This window comes from Pseudomonas sp. LBUM1653 (assembly GCF_059716115.1).
The window spans coordinates 400968-418220 of sequence record NZ_CP166803.1; the positions used below are offsets into that span (position 1 = coordinate 400968).

Sequence of the window (17253 nt, forward strand, 5' to 3'; positions counted from 1 at the left end):
AAGAATGAGCCGTGGCGCGGGGCCGAATCAGGCTTACTCGGCGCAGTCCTGCTCCTCAATGGTCTGGGTGTGGTTGGTGAATACACAGATGTCGCCGGCAATGCCGAGGGCGGTTTCGACGATTTCCCGGGCCGACAGGTCGGTTTTTTTCAGCAGAGCGCTGGCGGCAGCCTGGGCGTAACCGCCACCGGAACCCATGGCGATCAGGCCTTCTTCAGGTTCGACCACGTCGCCGTTGCCGGTGATGATCAGGGAGGCGTCTTTGTTGGCAACGGCGAGCATGGCTTCGAGGCGGCTCAGGGTGCGGTCGGTACGCCATTCCTTGGCGAGTTCGACGGCTGCGCGTACCAGGTGACCCTGATGCTTTTCAAGCTGGCCTTCGAAGCGTTCGAAGAGGGTAAAGGCGTCAGCGGTGGCACCGGCAAAACCGGCAATGACCTGACCGTGGTACAGGCGACGAACTTTTTTCGCGTTGCCTTTCATCACGGTATTGCCAAGGGAAACCTGGCCGTCGCCGCCCATGACGACTTTGCCGTGGCGGCGAACTGAAACGATGGTGGTCAAGGGAAGAGTCTCCACGCTGCGGGGCGAAAATGCCGTATGCCCATTCATATGGGGGTTGTGGAGTGGATTTCAACTGTGGGGTAGCGGAGGGGACGAGCGGCGTGTGCCAATTGGGATATGTGGTGTTGGATATGACGCCATCGCGAGCAAGCTCGCTCCCACAGGGTTAGCGTAAATCCTGTGGGAGCGAGCTTGCTCGCGATGAACGATGATGCGGTGGTTCTGAAGGAATCAGCGGTTCTGGCGTTGTTGTAACAGCAGATTGCTGAAGCCGGCACCGGCCAGTTGTTTCTGTGCTGTGGTCAACTGCTCACGGTTACTGAATGGACCCACTAATACCCGATACCAGGTCTCGTCCTTCACCGTACCCGATTCAACCGCCACAGCCTGGCCAAGCAGGATGATCTGCGCCCGCACCTTGTCCGCGTCAGCCTCCTTGCGGAACGATCCGGCCTGCAGGAAGAACTTGGTCACCGGTGCGGCCTTGGTCACCGGCGGTGCTGGCGGCGGCGTAATGCCGGCCAGGGCCGCCTGGGCGCGGGCGGTGTCGATCTTGGCCGCTTCCGCCGGGGTAACCGGTGTGGTCGGAATCGCCGGCACTTGTGGTGTCGGCAGGGTTTTTTCCGGCACGGCATCCGGCGGCACGATGACTTCCGATTCCGGCAACAGGGTGTAGAAGTCGTACTTCGGCTTCACCGGTTGCGTCGGACTCGGCGGGGTCTTGTTGGCCTCGGCGATCTTGGTGGCTTTCTGTTGCTGCTCGACTTTCTCGCGCTTGACCGTGTCGCTGCCCTTGCCCGGCTCCAGCTTCATCAGGAATACGATGAAAGCACCGACCGTCAGGCCGATGGCCATCCACAGCCAACCCGGGATCGGTTGCTTCGCTGGAGCTTGGTAACGGCTGGCGCCACGCTTGGGTGCAGGTTTTTTCTTGGCAGCCAACTTACATACGCTCCAGAGTTTCCAGGCCCAAGAGTTCCAGGCCTTGCTTGAGAGTGCGTCCGGTCAGCGCGGCGAGACGCAGACGGCTCTGCATTTGTTCCGGGGTGTCGGCGGCGAGGATCGGGCAGTTCTCGTAGAAGCTGGAGAACAGGCCGGCGACGTCGTACAGGTAGGTGCAGAGGGTGTGCGGCGTGCCTTTCTCGGACACGTTGTTCAGCACTTCGCCGAACTGCGCGAGTTTCGCGGCCAGTTCGTGTTCGTGCGGTGCTTCGAGAACGATTTGACCCTCGACCTCACTGAAGTCCTTGCCGAGCTTGCGGAACACGCCGGCCACACGGGTGTAGGCGTACAACAGGTACGGCGCGGTGTTGCCTTCGAAATTCAGCATCAGATCGAAGTTGAAGCTGTAGTCGCTGGTGCGGTGCTTGGACAGGTCGGCGTATTTCACCGCGCCAATGCCTACGACCTTGGCGATGTTGCGCAGGTCGGCTTCGGCCAGCTCCGGGTTCTTGTCCTTCACCAGGGTATAGGCGCGTTCCTGGGCTTCTGTCAGCAGGTCGATCAGCTTTACGGTGCCGCCATCACGGGTCTTGAACGGGCGGCCGTCAGCGCCGTTCATGGTGCCGAAGCCCATGTGTTCCATTTCCATCGGATGGGTCACGAAACCGGCCTTGCGCGCCACGGCGAACACTTGCTGGAAGTGCAGGGCCTGACGCTGGTCGACGAAGTACAGCGCGCGATCGGCCTTGAGCTTGCCGCTGCGGTAGCGTACGGCAGCCAGGTCGGTGGTGGCGTAGAGGTAGCCGCCGTCGGCCTTGACGATGATCACCGGCAGCGGGTCGCCGTCGGCGTTCTTGAACTCGTCGAGGAACACGCACTGGGCGCCGTTGCTCTCGACCAGCATGCCGGCGGCCTTGAGGTCGTTGACCACATTGATCAGGTCGTCGTTGTAGGCGCTTTCGCCCATCACGTCGGCCATGGTCAGTTTGACGTTCAGCAGCTCGTAGATTTTCTGGCAGTGGGACAGCGAGATGTCCTTGAACTTGGTCCACAGCGCCAGGCAATCGGCATCGCCAGCCTGCAGCTTGACCACCAGGCCACGGGCGCGGTCGGCGAACTCTTCGGATTCGTCAAAGCGCCCTTTGGCGGCGCGGTAGAAGTTTTCCAGGTCCGACAGCTCGTCGCTGGTGATCGGGTTTTCCTGCAGGTAAGCCATCAACATGCCGAACTGGGTGCCCCAGTCGCCCACGTGGTTCTGCCGGATCACTTCGTCGCCGAGGAATTCCAGCACGCGAGCTACGCCGTCGCCAATGATGGTCGAGCGCAAGTGGCCGACGTGCATCTCTTTGGCCAGGTTCGGTGCCGACAAGTCGACCACGGTGCGCTGTACCGGGCCGGCCTTGCGCACGCCGATGTTGGTGTCGGCCAGCGCGGCGTCCAGGCGGGTCGCCAGCGCATCGGTGTTCTGGAAGAAGTTCAGGAAGCCAGGACCGGCGATTTCGGTCTTGGAGACGTTTTCGTCAGCCGGCAGTGCGGCGATGATTTTTTCCGCCAGGTCGCGCGGCTTCATGCCCGCAGGCTTGGCCAGCATCATGGCGATGTTGCTGGCGAAGTCGCCGTTCTTCTTGTCGCGTGAGTTTTCCACCTGGATCGCCGGCGACAGGCCTTCAGGCAACACACCTTCGTTGACGAGTTGGGTGATGGCTTGTTGGATCAGCTGGCGAATGGTGTCTTTCATGGTCTTCTCTTTCGACCGCAGGCGCGGCGGCGCATCATGCGCTGGTGGAAAAACTGGGCATTATCCGTTGCCGAGGCGGGCTTGCCAACTATAGCGGGCAGGTTATGGATATGCGGTGACAATTAGGGCCCATTCGCGAGCAGGCTCGCTCCCACAGTAGATCCAGTGTGTGCATAAATTCGGCATTCACCATTACCCCCATGTGGGAGCGAGCCTGCTCGCGAAGGCGTCCTTCAGATCAATACAAATCGACGGGATCAACATCCAACGACCAACGTACCGCCCGCCCGCTCGGCATCTGCTCCAGCACTAACAACCAACTGGCAAGCAACCGATGCAACGGCGCACGGGCCGTAGCCTGTAACAATAGCTGCGCACGATAACGCCCGGCTCGACGCTCCATCGGCGCCGGCACCGGACCCAATAGTTCGATGCCGGTCAGGTTTTGTTCAGTCAACAAGCGCTCGGCCTCGCTGCACGCCTCATCAAGAAACGCTTCGGCCTGACCCGGCTTGTGCGCCTCGGCCCGCAGCAATGCCAAATGCGCAAACGGCGGCAGGCCTGCTGCGCGACGTTCGCTCAGGGCCTGCTCGGCAAAGGCGAAGTAACCCTGCTCGGTCAACTGCACCAGCAGTGGATGGTCGGCCAGGTGCGTCTGGATGATCACCTTGCCCGGCTCTTCCGCCCGCCCGGCTCGACCGGCGACCTGGACAATCAGTTGCGCCATGCGCTCACTGGCGCGGAAGTCGCCGGAGAACAGGCCGCCGTCCGCATCCAGGATCGAGACCAGGGTTACCCGTGGAAAGTGGTGGCCCTTGGCGAGCATCTGCGTGCCAACCAGGATGCATGGCTGGCCTTTCTGGATGGTCGCGAACAGCTGGTTCATCGCGTCCTTGCGCGAGGTGCTGTCGCGGTCGACTCGCAGCACCGGAAAGTCCGGGAACAGGATCCCCAGGCGTTCCTCGGCCCGTTCGGTACCGGCCCCCACGGGGCGCAAGTCGACCTTGTTGCACTTGGGGCACTGGCGCGGTACGCGTTCGACATAGCCGCAATGATGGCAGCGCAGCTCGCCGTAGCGCTGGTGCACGGTCATGCGCGCATCGCAGCGTTGGCACTCGGACATCCAGCCGCAGTCGTGACACAGCAGGGTCGGGGCAAAGCCGCGGCGGTTGAGGAAAACCAGCACCTGCTGGCCGGCAGCGAGGGTCTGACCGATGGCTTGTTGCATGGGCCCGGATATACCGCTGTCCAGTGGACGGCTTTTCACATCCAGACGCAGAAATCGTGGTTGCTTGGCGCCGCCGGCGCGCTCGTTCAGCCGTAGCAGGCCATAGCGGCCGGTGTAGGCATTGTGCAGGCTTTCCAGTGAGGGCGTGGCGGAGCCTAGGACGATTGGGATGTTTTCCTGGCGCGCCCTTACCAGTGCCAGATCGCGCGCGTGATAGCGCAAGCCTTCCTGCTGTTTGTAGGAACCGTCGTGTTCTTCGTCGATGATGATCAGCCCCGGGTTTTTCATCGGCGTGAACAGTGCCGAGCGGGTGCCGATAATGATGTCGGCTTCGCCGTCGCGGGCAGCGAGCCAGGCCTCGAGACGTTCGCGATCATTGACCGCCGAGTGAATCAGCGCGATGCGCGCGTTGAAGCGTTGCTCGAAGCGCGCCAGGGTCTGCGGGCCGAGGTTGATTTCCGGGATCAGCACCAGCGCTTGCTTGCCGGCCTGCAGGGTTTCGCGAATCAATTGCAAATAGACTTCGGTCTTGCCGCTGCCGGTAACGCCGGCGAGGAGGAACGCGTGGTAACTGTCGAATCCGGCGCGAATGGCCTCATACGCTGCCCGCTGTTCCGGGTTGAGTGGCAGTTCGGGTTGGGCCAGCCAGTGTTCGTGTCGGACGCCGGGGGCGTGCCTGCGTATTTCGACCTGGACCAGTTCCTTGGCCAGCAATAGATCGAGGCTGTCCTTGCTCAGCATCAGCTTGCTCAGCAACTGATGGGCGACGCCGTGGGGGTGCTGGGCCAGCGTTGCCAGGGCTTCGCGCTGGCGCGGGGCACGGGCGATACGCGGGTCGTCGAGGCTGGCGCCCGGCGCAGCGGACCAGAAGCGCTCCTGGCGCGCCTCGGCCAGTTCGCCCTGGCGCAGCAACACCGGCAGTGCCCAGCTCAAGGTGTCGCCGAGGCTGTGCTGGTAGTACTGCGAGGTCCACAGGCACAGCTTGAACAGTGCCGGCGGCAACGGCGGCGTAGCGTCGAGCAGGGCGAGGGCGGGCTTGAGTTTTTCCGCCGGCACTTCGCTGGTATCGGTGACTTCCACCAGGATTCCGATCATCTCTCGCCGGCCGAACGGCACCCGCAAGCGCATGCCGGGGTGCAACTGCGCACGCAGCACGCCGGCCGGCGCCCGGTAGTCGAACAGTCGGCGCAGGGGCGAAGGCAGGGCGAGGCGCAGAATGGCGTCGGGCACGCGGGGGATTCTCGATAAGCAGGCAATAAAGGGCTTGGCACATAATCTGTGGGAGCGAGCTTGCTCGCGATGACAGCGTGTCAGTCAGCTTTTACATCGTCTGACACACCGCTATCGCGAGAAAGCTCGCTCCCACAGGGATCGCGTATTGGGGCGCGAGCCTAGCAGACGACCGGTTTGAGGGACAGCTTGCGTGATTGGCATTGTCTGGTAGAATCCGCGGCCTAATTACGTGCGGTATTCAACAATAGTGTTGGGTGGCGGCACGCTAGCCCGAGGAAGACACCATGAAAGCTGATATCCATCCAGAATACCCAGCAGTTGCTGTTACCTGCAGCTGCGGCAACAAGTTCGAAACCCGTTCGACTTTCGGCAAAGCCCTGGCGATCGACGTTTGCAACGAATGCCACCCGTTCTACACCGGTAAGCAGAAGACTCTGGACACTGGCGGCCGCGTTCAGCGCTTCGCAGACCGTTTCGGTGCTTTCGGTGCGAAAAAGGCCTAAGGCCGATCAACCTGGGAAAGTGCTACAGCTTTTCCATGCTGATAAAAAAGGCGTCCCCTGCGGACGCCTTTTTTTGTGTCTCTGATTTGGGTCCAACGATCATTTGAAAATAATTGTAGACATTTTTTAGAAAGATTGTGAACAGTCTATCCCTTGTGTTCCGCGGCTCTTGGCCCAAAGTCGTAGGGCCGGGCGCTTGACAGGGGTGACCGGTCAGTCTTGTGGGGATTTTGCCAGGCGCGTATCCTCGCTGACCAGTCTGTCCAACAGTAAAAGCGGAATGCCAAAATGTCTGATCTGAAAACTGCCGCTCTCGAATATCACGCCAATCCTCGTCCAGGAAAGCTGAGTGTCGAGCTCACCAAGGCCACTGCTACCGCCCGCGACCTGTCGCTGGCCTACAGCCCCGGCGTAGCTGAACCAGTACGCGAGATCGCCCGCGATCCTGAGCTGGCCTACAAATACACCGGCAAAGGCAACCTGGTTGCAGTCATTTCCGATGGCACCGCGATTCTGGGCCTGGGTAACCTCGGCCCATTGGCCTCCAAGCCAGTGATGGAAGGTAAAGGCGTGCTGTTCAAGCGCTTCGCCGGCATCGACGTTTTTGACATTGAAGTCGACTCCGAAAGCCCGCAAGCCTTCATCGACACCGTCAAGCGCATCTCCATTACCTTCGGTGGCATCAACCTGGAAGACATCAAGGCACCTGAGTGCTTTGAGATCGAACGTGCCCTGATCGAGCAGTGCGACATTCCGGTGTTCCACGATGACCAGCACGGCACCGCGATCGTGACCGCGGCCGGCATGATCAACGCCCTGGAAATCGCAGGCAAAACCCTCGCCGACGCCAAGATCGTCTGCCTGGGTGCCGGTGCTGCCGCCATCTCCTGCATGAAACTGCTGGTGAGCATGGGCGCCAACATCGAAAACATCTACATGGTTGACCGCACCGGTGTGATCCACTCCGGCCGTGACGACCTGAACCAGTACAAGGCTGTCTTCGCTCACGCGACCGACAAGCGCACCCTGGCAGACGCCCTGCAAGGCGCAGACGTGTTCGTCGGCCTGTCCGGCCCGAACCTGCTGAGCCCGGAAGGCCTGAAGTCCATGGCGGCCAATCCGATCGTGTTCGCTTGCTCGAACCCGGATCCGGAAATCTCCCCGGAGCTGGCACACGCCACCCGTGACGACGTGATCATGGCCACCGGCCGTTCGGACTACCCGAACCAGGTCAACAACGTTCTGGGCTTCCCGTTCATCTTCCGTGGTGCCTTGGACGTTCGCGCCAAGCGCATCAACGAAGAAATGAAAGTGGCTGCGGCCAACGCCCTGCGCGAACTGGCCAAGCTGCCAGTCCCTCAGGAAGTGTGCGACGCCTATGGCGGCATCAAGCTGGAATTCGGTCGTGAGTACATCATTCCGAAACCAATGGACGCCCGCCTGATCACCCTGATCTCCGATGCCGTGGCCAAGGCTGCGATCGAGACCGGCGTGGCTACCCTGCCGTATCCGAAGAACTACCCGCTGAAAAGCGTGGATGATGTGTTCAACGGCTAAGTCGTTGTAGCGCTTCAATACAAAGCCCCGGCTTGTAAGAGTCGGGGCTTTTTTGTGCCTGAAGGTTTTGTGTTGTCTGTCAGGTCATCGCGAGCAGGCTCGCTCCCACAGGGGTACGCATTCCAATGTGGGAGTGAGTCTGCTCGCGATGGCGGTCTGACAGGAAACGCGGATACAAAAAAAGCCCCGCTTTCTGAAGAAGAGCGGGGCTTTTTGTGGGTTCTGCGATCAGAACAAATCGATCGGCGCTCCTTCATCCGCCGGTAGCGGACTGCCGGGCGCATTGCCGTTGCCCAGCTCATTGCCCGTCGGCGGCGTGTCTTCGACCTTGAACAGTTCGAAGTAGGCCCCTGGCGTGCCTGGAGTGGCTGCGCGACCGCTGATCGGATCTACCCGCAGGCTCAGGATGCCTTCCGGCTCTGGCTGGGTGTGTGGCGGCATGTCTTTGAGCGCAGCACCCATGTAGTTCATCCAGATCGGCAGGGCGACGGTGCCGCCAAACTCCTTGCGACCCAGGCTTTCGGGTTGGTCGAAGCCCGTCCAGACGGTGGTGACGTAATCGGCGTTGTAACCGGAGAACCAGGCATCCTTGGACTCGTTGGTGGTACCGGTCTTGCCGGCAATGTCGCCGCGGCCCAGGGCCAGAGCGCGACGGCCGGTACCGAGCTTGATCACGTCCTCCAGCATGCTGTTGAGGATGTAAGTAGTACGTCCATCGACAATGCGTTCAGCCACGGCAGGTGTTTGTGCTGCGGGTTGCTCGCTCAGTGCCTGGCCTGGTGTTGCATTGACCGTGAAGGCTTCGGCGGCGGGTGCGGCGATACCGTCGGTCGCGACAGGGCCTTTTGGAACGCTAGGCGGGTTGGCAACGAACAGCGTGTCGCCGTTGCGGCTGTCGATCTTGTCGATGATGTACGGGGTGATCTTGTAGCCGCCGTTGGCGAAGGTGCTCCAGCCCGTGGCGATTTCCATTGGTGTCAGAGTTGCGGTACCCAGCGCCAGGGACAGGTTGGGTGGCAAATCCTGCTTGTTGAAGCCAAAGCGGGAGATGTAGTCGATGGTTTTGCCAACGCCCATTGCTTGCAGCAGGCGGATCGAGACCAGGTTGCGCGACTTGTAGAGCGCTTCACGCAGGCGGATCGGGCCGAGGAAGGTGTTGGTATCGTTTTTCGGGCGCCAGACCTTGTCCAGGTACTCGTCGACAAACACGATCGGTGCGTCGTTGACCAGGCTGGAGGCGGTGTAGCCATTATCCAGCGCGGCGCTGTAGACGAAAGGCTTGAAGCTCGAACCCGGCTGGCGCTTGGCCTGAAGGGCACGGTTGTAGTTACTCTGCTCAAAGGCAAAACCGCCGACCAGCGAGCGGATGGCGCCGTTTTGCGGATCAAGGGACACCAGCGCGCCCTGAGCTTGCGGGATCTGGCTGAACTTCAGTGAGTTGTCCGCCTGGCGCTGCACGCGAATCAGGTCGCCGACCTGGGCTACGTCCGATGGTTGTTTCGGATTTGGCCCCATGCTGTTGGTGTTCAGGAATGGACGAGCCCATTTCATGCTCTCCCAGCCAACGTGTTCGCTGCCCGTGCGGGTCAGCACCTGCAGGCCACTCTTGTCGACCTGAGTGACGATGGCCGGTTCAAGGCTGCTGATGGTGCGTTGCTTGGTCAGTTCGGTCGCCCACGCCTCGCGCGTCTTGCCCGGCAGGCGAGACTCGGGGCCCCGATAGCCGTGACGCTGGTCATAGGTCATCAAGCCTTCGTGGACGGCGGTGTTGGCCATTTCCTGCAGGTTGCTCGGTACCGTGGTAGTGACACGGAAACCTTCGGTGTACGCATCGCTGCCATAGCGGCCAACCATTTCGGCGCGGGCCATCTCGGCGATGTAGGGCGCGTTCACTTCCGGAGTCGGGACGTGGTAGCTGGCGTTCAGTGGCTCGTTGATGGCGGTGGTGTAGTCGGCTTCGCTGATTTTGCCCAGCTTGTACATGCGCCCCAGGATCCAGTCACGACGCTCCTTGCTACGGGCCGGGTTGGCCAGCGGGTTGAATCGCGAAGGCGCTTTAGGCAGGCCGGCGATCATCGCCATCTGCGCCAGGCTGATGTCGCGAATCGACTTGCCGTAATACACCTGCGCCGCTGCTTCGATGCCGTAGGCGCGGTTGCCCAGATAGATCTTGTTGACGTACAGCTCAAGGATTTCGTCCTTGGTCAGTTGCCGTTCGATCTGCAGGGCCAGGAGGATTTCGGTGGTTTTGCGCGAGAAGCTGCGTTCGCTGGTCAGGAAGAAGTTCTTCGCCACCTGCATGGTGATGGTGCTGCCGCCGGACTGGATATGGCCGCTTTTTACCAGTTGAGTGGCGGCGCGCATCAGGCTGCTGGGATCGACGCCGTAATGATTGGCGAAGTTATCGTCTTCAGCACTTAGTAACGCATTAATGAAATTGGGGGGAATGTCGGCGAAACGGATCGGTGTACGGCGCATTTCGCCGAATTCTGCGATCAACTTGTTGTCGCTGCTATAGACCCGCAAAGGAATCTGCAACTGGATGCTTCTCAGTGCCTCTACGGACGGCAATCCGGGACTAAGGTAAAGAAACGCCCCACTCAGACCAAGAAGCAGTCCGCAGAATACGGCGACGATGGACCAACCGAAAAATTTCAGCAGACGAATCAAGGCTTTTGGACATCCAGGGCAAAGAATGAATTTGGCATCAGGGTTCAGGCTAAGGAGAACGACCCGCGCTTGAGAAAAAAGCGGAAAAAACGCTGGGCATTATAAGCATTTTTCCGTCCAAGGCGTTATTTGCGCTAGCTGTCAAGACGGGTGGATTGAACGCAACACCCGTTATGGAGTCCGTAACTCACGGAAAGTCATAGGGAATTGGTAGTGCTAGGACTCTTCAATAAAAAAGCCAGGTCGCTTCTGGGGATCGATATCAGCTCTACATCGGTGAAGCTGCTGGAGCTGAGCCGCCAGGGCACTGGCTATCGGGTCGAAGCGTACGCGGTCGAGCCGTTGCCCCCCAGTGCGGTCATCGAGAAAAATATCGCCGAGCTCGATGGCGTGGGCCAGGCGCTGACGCGTGTACTGGTCAAGGCTCGGACCAACCTCAAGAGCGTGGCTGTGGCCGTGGCCGGTTCGGCGGTGATCACCAAGACCATCGAAATGGATGCCGGTCTTTCCGACGACGAGATGGAAGACCAGCTGAAGATCGAGGCTGACCAGTACATCCCTTATCCGTTGGACGAGGTCGCCATCGATTTCGAAGTCCAGGGCGCGTCAGCGCGCAATCCTGAGCGGGTCAATGTGTTGCTCGCCGCCTGTCGCAAGGAAAACGTCGAGGTCCGTGAGGCCGCCCTGGCCCTGGCGGGCTTGACTGCGCGTGTTATCGACGTCGAAGCCTATGCCCTGGAGCGATCTTTCAGTTTGCTCAAGATCCAGCAGGGCGGCGCTCAAGGGCGTCTGGTAGCGGTGGTTGATGTCGGAGCAACCATGACCACTCTGAGCGTGCTGCATGACGGGCGGATCATCTACACCCGCGAGCAATTGTTTGGTGGCCGTCAGCTCACGGAGGAAATTCAGCGTCGTTATGGCCTGACCATTGAGCAGGCGGGCCTGGCGAAGAAGCAGGGCGGTTTGCCGGACGATTATGTCAGCGAAGTGTTGCAGCCGTTTCGTGAGGCGCTGGTGCAGCAAGTGTCGCGTTCATTGCAGTTCTTCTTCGCTTCGGGCCAGTACAGCGCGGTGGACCACATCCTGCTGGCCGGCGGCACCGCGTCAGTCCCCGGTCTGGACCGGTTGATCGAGCAGCAGCTGGGCACGCCGACGCAGGTGGCCAATCCGTTTTGCGACATGACCTTGGGCAGCAAGGTCAACGCCGCGGCCCTGGCCAGCGATGCACCGGCGCTTATGATTGCCTGCGGGCTGGCCCTCAGGAGTTTCGACTGATGGCGCGGATCAATCTATTGCCCTGGCGTGAAGAGCGCCGTGAAGAGCGTCGCAGGCGCTTTTTGCTGGTGCTGACGGGTGTGCTGGTGGGGTCGGTAGGCGCATTGTTCATCGCCAACCAGGCCATCAACAGCGCTATCGAGCGGCAGATTGCGCGTAACGACTACATCGGCAAACAGATCGCCGTGGTCGACGAACGGATCAAGCAGATCAGCGATCTCAAGGCTCGTCGTCAACAATTGGTCGAGCGCATGCGCATCATCCAGGATTTGCAGGGCAATCGCCCGATCAGCGGGCGCATTTTTGATCAGCTGGCGCGGACATTGCCCGATGGAGTGTATTTCACCGAAGTCAAAATGGCGGGCAAGACCTTGTCCATCAGTGGTGCGGCGCAATCGAACAGCCGTGTTTCAGACCTGATGCGTAACCTGGATGCATCCGACTGGTTCGACGCGCCCAGCCTGACCGAAGTCAAGGCGGCCACCGCAGGTCAGCTGGACCAGGCCAACGTTTTTCAGTTGACCGTTCGTCAGGCCCAGACTGCGGCCGTGGAGGATGGCCAATGAGTCCGTCCGAATGGTTCGAAGGGCTGCGCAGGATCGACATCAACGATCTGGACACTAATAACATGGGGGCCTGGCCACCCGCGGTCAAAGTCCTGATGGGCATTGTGGTCGCGATCCTGGTGCTGTCGATCGGCTACAACTTTTCCACGAGCAAGCTTGAGAATCAGCTCGATCTCAAGCGCGAGGAGGAGTCGACCCTCAAGGAGCAATTTGCCAGCAAATCCCATATGGCGGCGAATCTGGAGCTCTACACCCAGCAGATGAAGGAGATGGAGAATTCCTTCGGCGTGCTGCTACGACAACTGCCCAGCGACACCGAAGTCCCCGGCTTGCTCGAGGACATCACGCGAACGGGGCTGGTCAGTGGCCTGGAGTTCGAAGAAATCAAGCTGTTGCCGGAGGTCACTCAGCCTTTCTACATCGAGCTGCCGATCCAGATCACGGTCACCGGCGCCTATCACGACCTGGCCGCTTTCGTCAGTGGCGTGGCCGGGTTGCCACGTATCGTCACCCTGCATGATTTCGATTTGGCTCCGGTCAATCCCGACGATGGACCGAAATTACGCATGAGCATCCTGGCCAAGACCTACCGCTACAACGACAAGGGGCTGCATTGATGCGCCCGCTACGTGGTTTTTCGATGGTGGTACTGATGGCCGTATTGGCCGGCTGTGGCGGCGGCGATGATTTCAGCGACCTGGACGCCTACATGAACGAAATGCGCCTGCGGACGCCGGGCAAGATTGAACCAGCGCCGACATTCCGGTCTTACCCGACATTCACCTATAACGCCGCCAACTTGCGCAGCCCGTTTTCCCGGCAGGTCAAAGTCGATCTGGCACACAGTCAGGGGGCGCGCAACGTCAAGCCTGATACCAACCGGGCCAAGCAGTATCTCGAGGGTTTCAATATCGAGCAGTTTGAAATGGTCGGCACCATCTCCAATGCGGCCGGTTCCTTTGCGTTGCTGCGCGGCGCCGGTGGGGTGCACCGGCTGAAGGTCGGTGATTACCTGGGGCGTAACGACGGCAGGATAGTTGCCATCAGTGGCTCGCAAGTCGATGTGGTCGAAATCGTTCCCGACGGCGAAGGTGCCTGGCTGGAGCGGCCGCGGACCCTTCCTTTGAAAGAGCATTCATAGTGGAACTCGAACAATGAACAGGATTTTCTCCACCCTCGGAGTATCGCTATGGATAGCGTTGCTGTCGCCGATGGTACAAGCGGCCAACCTCAAGACGCTGGATGTCGCCGCGTTGCCGGGAGACCGCGTCGAGTTGAAGCTGGTGTTCGACGAGCCACCGCCGACGCCCCGTGGCTACACGACGGAATCTCCGGCCAGGATTGCACTGGACCTGCCCGGTGTCGTCAGTCACCTGGCGAGCAAGACTCGCGAGCTGGGCAGTGGCAATGCCCGCAGCGCGACCGTGGTGGAGGCCAAGGATCGTGCGCGGCTGATCATCAATCTGACCCAGTTGAGCCCTTACGACACTCGGGTCGAAGGCAATAACCTGTTCGTGGTTGTCGGGCAGGGTGGCAAAAGCCCGGCGCCGCGAGCGGCCGCTGCCGCCGTTTCGGTCCCGGCCCCGGCGCGCGCGGCTGCACCAGCAGGCAAGGCCATTCGTGCGGTGGATTTTCAGCGTGGCACGCAGGGGGAAGGCAATGTCGTGATCGACTTGTCGGATCCGTCCATTGCGCCAGATATTCAGGAGCGCGAAGGCAAAATCATTCTCGGTTTCACCAAGACCCGATTACCCGAACCATTGCGCGTGCGCCTGGACGTCAAGGATTTCGCCACGCCGGTGCAGTTCGTCAATGCCAGTGCCACGGACGACAGGGCGACCATCACCATCGAACCCAGCGGTGCCTTCGACTATTCGACCTACCAGACCGACAACAAGCTGACCGTCAGCATCCGCCCGATGACTGTCGACGACCTGCAAAAGCGTAACGCGGACCGCTATGCCTACAGCGGTGAAAAGCTCTCACTGAATTTCCAGGACATCGACGTGCGCTCGGTGCTGCAACTGATCGCCGATTTCACCAACCTGAATCTGGTCGCCAGTGACACGGTGCAGGGGGGCATTACCCTGCGCCTGCAAAATGTACCCTGGGACCAGGCGCTGGACCTGGTGCTGAAAACCAAGGGCCTGGACAAACGCAAGGTGGGTAATGTGCTGCTCGTCGCCCCGGCCGACGAAATTGCCGCCCGTGAACGCCAGGAGCTGGAGTCGCAGAAGCAGATTGCCGACCTGGCGCCATTGCGGCGGGAACTGTTGCAGGTCAATTACGCCAAGGCGGCCGATATCGCCAAACTGTTCCAGTCGGTGACCAGTGCCGAGGCGAAAGCCGACGAACGGGGGTCAATCACCGTCGATGATCGCACCAACAACATCATTGCCTACCAGACCCAGGACCGGCTCGACGAACTGCGGCGAATCGTTGCGCAACTGGATATTCCGGTGCGTCAGGTGATGATCGAGGCACGCATCGTCGAAGCCAATGTCGACTACGACAAGAGCCTCGGCGTGCGCTGGGGTGGCTCGATTCAGAATAAAGGCAACTGGAATGCCTCGGGAGTCGGTAACGGCACCAGCGACGGCGGCAGCTCGCCGTTCGTCGACCTGGGGGCGGTCAACAACACGTCGGGCATTGGCATTGCCTTCATCACGGACAACGTCTTGCTGGACCTTGAATTGACGGCCATGGAAAAGACCGGCAATGGCGAAATCGTCTCGCAACCCAAGGTGGTCACCTCCGACAAGGAAACCGCAAAGATCCTCAAGGGCACCGAGATTCCCTACCAGGAAGCCAGCTCCAGCGGCGCTACTTCGGTCTCGTTCAAGGAGGCTTCGCTGTCGCTGGAGGTGACGCCGCAGATCACGCCGGACAACCGGATCATCATGGAGGTCAAGGTCACCAAGGACGAGCCGGATTACCTGAACAAGGTCCAGGATGTGCCGCCGATCAAGAAAAACGAAGTCAATGCCAAGGTCCTGGTCAACGATGGCGAGACCATCGTCATTGGTGGTGTTTTCTCAAATACTCAGAGCAAGGTTGTAGATAAGGTGCCATTTCTTGGCGATGTGCCGTATCTTGGCCGCCTTTTCCGGCGTGACGTGGTTTCGGAGAAAAAATCCGAGCTGTTGGTGTTTCTCACACCGCGTATCATGAATAACCAGGCGATTGCTGTGAGTCGTTGATTCTGTGCGAAATTTGATACTTGTAGGACCGATGGGGGCTGGAAAAAGCACCATCGGCCGGTTGCTGGCCAAAGAGCTGCGCTTGCCATTCAAAGATTCCGATAAGGAAATTGAATTACGCACGGGCGCCAATATCCCATGGATCTTCGACAAGGAAGGCGAACCGGGCTTTCGTGAGCGTGAGCAGGCAATGATTGCCGAGCTGTGCGATTACGACGGCGTGGTGCTGGCGACCGGCGGTGGTGCAGTCATGCGCGAAGCCAATCGTCGGGCCCTGCGCGCTGGCGGACGGGTGGTCTATCTGCATGCCTCCGTCGAGCAACAGGTCGGCCGCACGTCCCGCGACCGCAATCGGCCATTGTTGCGCACAGCCGATCCGGCCAAGACCCTCAGGGACCTGTTGGCGATCCGCGACCCCCTTTATCGGGAAATCGCCGATCTGGTGGTGGAAACGGATGAACGACCGCCGCGCATGGTCGTGCTCGATATCCTGGAGCGTCTGCAGCAATTGCCGCCCCGTTAAAGCGCCGCGCGAAATGCGCTATCCTCGGCGTCCTGCCATGACCGCTCCAGGTTGTGGCGAACGGCCGACGAACGGCGTCACACCAGCAGTGGCCGTAGACATTCGTTAACTCAAGGCAGGTTGCCTGATTCCATCTTCACTGTGGGGACACATGCAGACACTCAAGGTCGATCTAGGCGAGCGCAGCTACCCGATTCATATTGGCGAAGGTTTGTTGGACCAGCCTGAGCTGCTGGCCCCGCATATTCGCGGACGGCAAGTGGCAATCATTTCCAATGAGACCGTCGCGCCGCTCTATCTCGAACGTCTGACCCGCAGCCTTGCGCAGTTCTCGGTGATTTCCGTGGTGCTGCCCGACGGTGAGGCCTTCAAGACCTGGGAAACCCTGCAGCTGATTTTCGACGGTCTGCTGACCGCGCGGCATGATCGGCGCACCACGGTGATCGCCCTCGGGGGCGGCGTGATTGGCGACATGGCCGGTTTCGCGGCTGCCTGCTACCAGCGCGGTGTCGATTTCATCCAGGTTCCGACCACGCTGCTGTCGCAGGTTGACTCTTCGGTGGGTGGCAAGACCGGGATCAACCATCCGCTGGGCAAGAATATGGTCGGCGCTTTCTATCAGCCGAACGTCGTGCTGATTGACACCGCTTCCCTCAATACTCTGCCGGCCCGTGAGCTGTCTGCCGGCCTGGCCGAAGTCATCAAGTACGGGCTGATCTGCGATGAGCCGTTCCTGACCTGGCTCGAAGACAACGTTGACCGCCTGCGCAATCTGGATCAGCAAGCCCTGACCTATGCCATCGAGCGCTCGTGTGCGGCCAAGGCGGCCGTGGTCGGCGCCGACGAGAAGGAGACCGGTGTACGGGCAACGCTCAACCTGGGTCACACCTTCGGTCACGCCATCGAGACCCACATGGGCTATGGTGTCTGGTTGCATGGTGAAGCGGTCGCTGCTGGCACCGTGATGGCTTTGGAAATGTCCGCGCGCCTGGGCTGGATCAGCGAACAGGAGCGTGACCGCGGCATTCGACTGTTCCAGCGCGCCGGCCTGCCGGTCATCCCGCCTGAGGAAATGACTGAAGCCGATTTTCTCGAACACATGGCAATTGACAAGAAAGTGATCGACGGTCGTTTGCGCCTGGTGCTGCTGCGCCACATGGGCGAAGCGGTGGTGACCGACGATTATCCGAAAGAGGTTCTACAGGCCACGCTGGGAGCGGATTACCGCGCCCTGGCTCAGCTTAAAGGTTAATA

At 60.3% G+C, this 17253-nt stretch carries 14 protein-coding genes; 9 read left to right on the forward strand and 5 right to left on the reverse strand.

All coding sequences use genetic code 11. The features are described 5' to 3' along the window. Positions 1 to 33: 33 nt before the first annotated feature. The 4 genes from hslV to ACA054_RS01890 form a co-directional block, all read right to left on the reverse strand. Complete coding sequence (gene hslV / locus ACA054_RS01875) at positions 34 to 564, reverse strand: ATP-dependent protease subunit HslV (protein WP_007948954.1); 531 nt, start codon at positions 562 to 564, stop codon at positions 34 to 36. Between the two features lie 231 nt (positions 565 to 795). Next, positions 796 to 1506, reverse strand: a complete 711-nt coding sequence (locus ACA054_RS01880) for an SPOR domain-containing protein (protein ID WP_497637574.1) — start codon at positions 1504 to 1506, stop codon at positions 796 to 798. 1 nt (position 1507) lies between these two features. After that, positions 1508 to 3244 carry an arginine--tRNA ligase gene (gene argS / locus ACA054_RS01885; RefSeq protein WP_497687936.1) on the reverse strand — a complete coding sequence of 579 codons (1737 nt, stop codon included), beginning with the start codon at positions 3242 to 3244 and terminating at the stop codon, positions 1508 to 1510. A 238-nt stretch (positions 3245 to 3482) separates the two neighbouring features. Further along, positions 3483 to 5702, reverse strand: a complete 2220-nt coding sequence (locus tag ACA054_RS01890; protein ID WP_497687937.1) for a primosomal protein N' — start codon at positions 5700 to 5702, stop codon at positions 3483 to 3485. 287 nt (positions 5703 to 5989) lie between these two features. On the opposite strand from ACA054_RS01890, the gene rpmE reads away from it, so the two are divergent. Then, a complete protein-coding gene (gene rpmE, locus ACA054_RS01895; RefSeq protein ID WP_008047849.1) occupies positions 5990 to 6208 on the forward strand; it encodes a 50S ribosomal protein L31 in 219 nt (72 codons plus the stop codon). Between the two features lie 288 nt (positions 6209 to 6496). After that, the gene (locus ACA054_RS01900; protein WP_497637577.1) at positions 6497 to 7765 is read left to right on the forward strand and encodes a malic enzyme-like NAD(P)-binding protein; all 1269 of its coding nucleotides are present in this window, start codon (positions 6497 to 6499) and stop codon (positions 7763 to 7765) included. Positions 7766 to 7993: 228 nt separating this feature from the next. On the opposite strand, the gene ACA054_RS01905 is transcribed toward ACA054_RS01900, so the two are convergent. Further along, entirely contained in the window at positions 7994 to 10432 is a 2439-nt protein-coding gene (locus tag ACA054_RS01905) for a penicillin-binding protein 1A (protein WP_497690232.1), read from the reverse strand. A 216-nt stretch (positions 10433 to 10648) separates the two neighbouring features. On the opposite strand from ACA054_RS01905, the gene ACA054_RS01910 reads away from it, so the two are divergent. The 7 genes from ACA054_RS01910 (at position 10649) to aroB (ending at position 17251) form a co-directional block, all read left to right on the forward strand. Next, a complete protein-coding gene (locus tag ACA054_RS01910) occupies positions 10649 to 11710 on the forward strand; it encodes a pilus assembly protein PilM (protein WP_497687938.1) in 1062 nt (353 codons plus the stop codon). Further along, positions 11710 to 12276 carry a PilN domain-containing protein gene (locus tag ACA054_RS01915; RefSeq protein ID WP_497687939.1) on the forward strand — a complete coding sequence of 189 codons (567 nt, stop codon included), beginning with the start codon at positions 11710 to 11712 and terminating at the stop codon, positions 12274 to 12276. Before ACA054_RS01910 ends, ACA054_RS01915 begins: the two co-directional genes overlap by 1 nt. Next, the gene (locus ACA054_RS01920; protein ID WP_497687940.1) at positions 12273 to 12893 is read left to right on the forward strand and encodes a type IV pilus inner membrane component PilO; all 621 of its coding nucleotides are present in this window, start codon (positions 12273 to 12275) and stop codon (positions 12891 to 12893) included. The genes ACA054_RS01915 and ACA054_RS01920 overlap by 4 nt, the downstream gene beginning before the upstream one ends. Further along, positions 12893 to 13417, forward strand: coding sequence for a pilus assembly protein PilP (locus tag ACA054_RS01925; RefSeq protein WP_497687941.1), 525 nt, complete (start codon positions 12893 to 12895; stop codon positions 13415 to 13417). Before ACA054_RS01920 ends, ACA054_RS01925 begins: the two co-directional genes overlap by 1 nt. A gap of 13 nt (positions 13418 to 13430) precedes the next feature. Then, positions 13431 to 15476, forward strand: coding sequence for a type IV pilus secretin PilQ (locus tag ACA054_RS01930; RefSeq protein WP_497687942.1), 2046 nt, complete (start codon positions 13431 to 13433; stop codon positions 15474 to 15476). Positions 15477 to 15480: 4 nt separating this feature from the next. Next, positions 15481 to 15999, forward strand: coding sequence for a shikimate kinase AroK (gene aroK, locus ACA054_RS01935; protein WP_032831512.1), 519 nt, complete (start codon positions 15481 to 15483; stop codon positions 15997 to 15999). Positions 16000 to 16150: 151 nt separating this feature from the next. Continuing rightward, positions 16151 to 17251, forward strand: coding sequence for a 3-dehydroquinate synthase (gene aroB, locus ACA054_RS01940; protein ID WP_459730823.1), 1101 nt, complete (start codon positions 16151 to 16153; stop codon positions 17249 to 17251). The last annotated feature ends 2 nt before the right edge of the window (positions 17252 to 17253 follow it).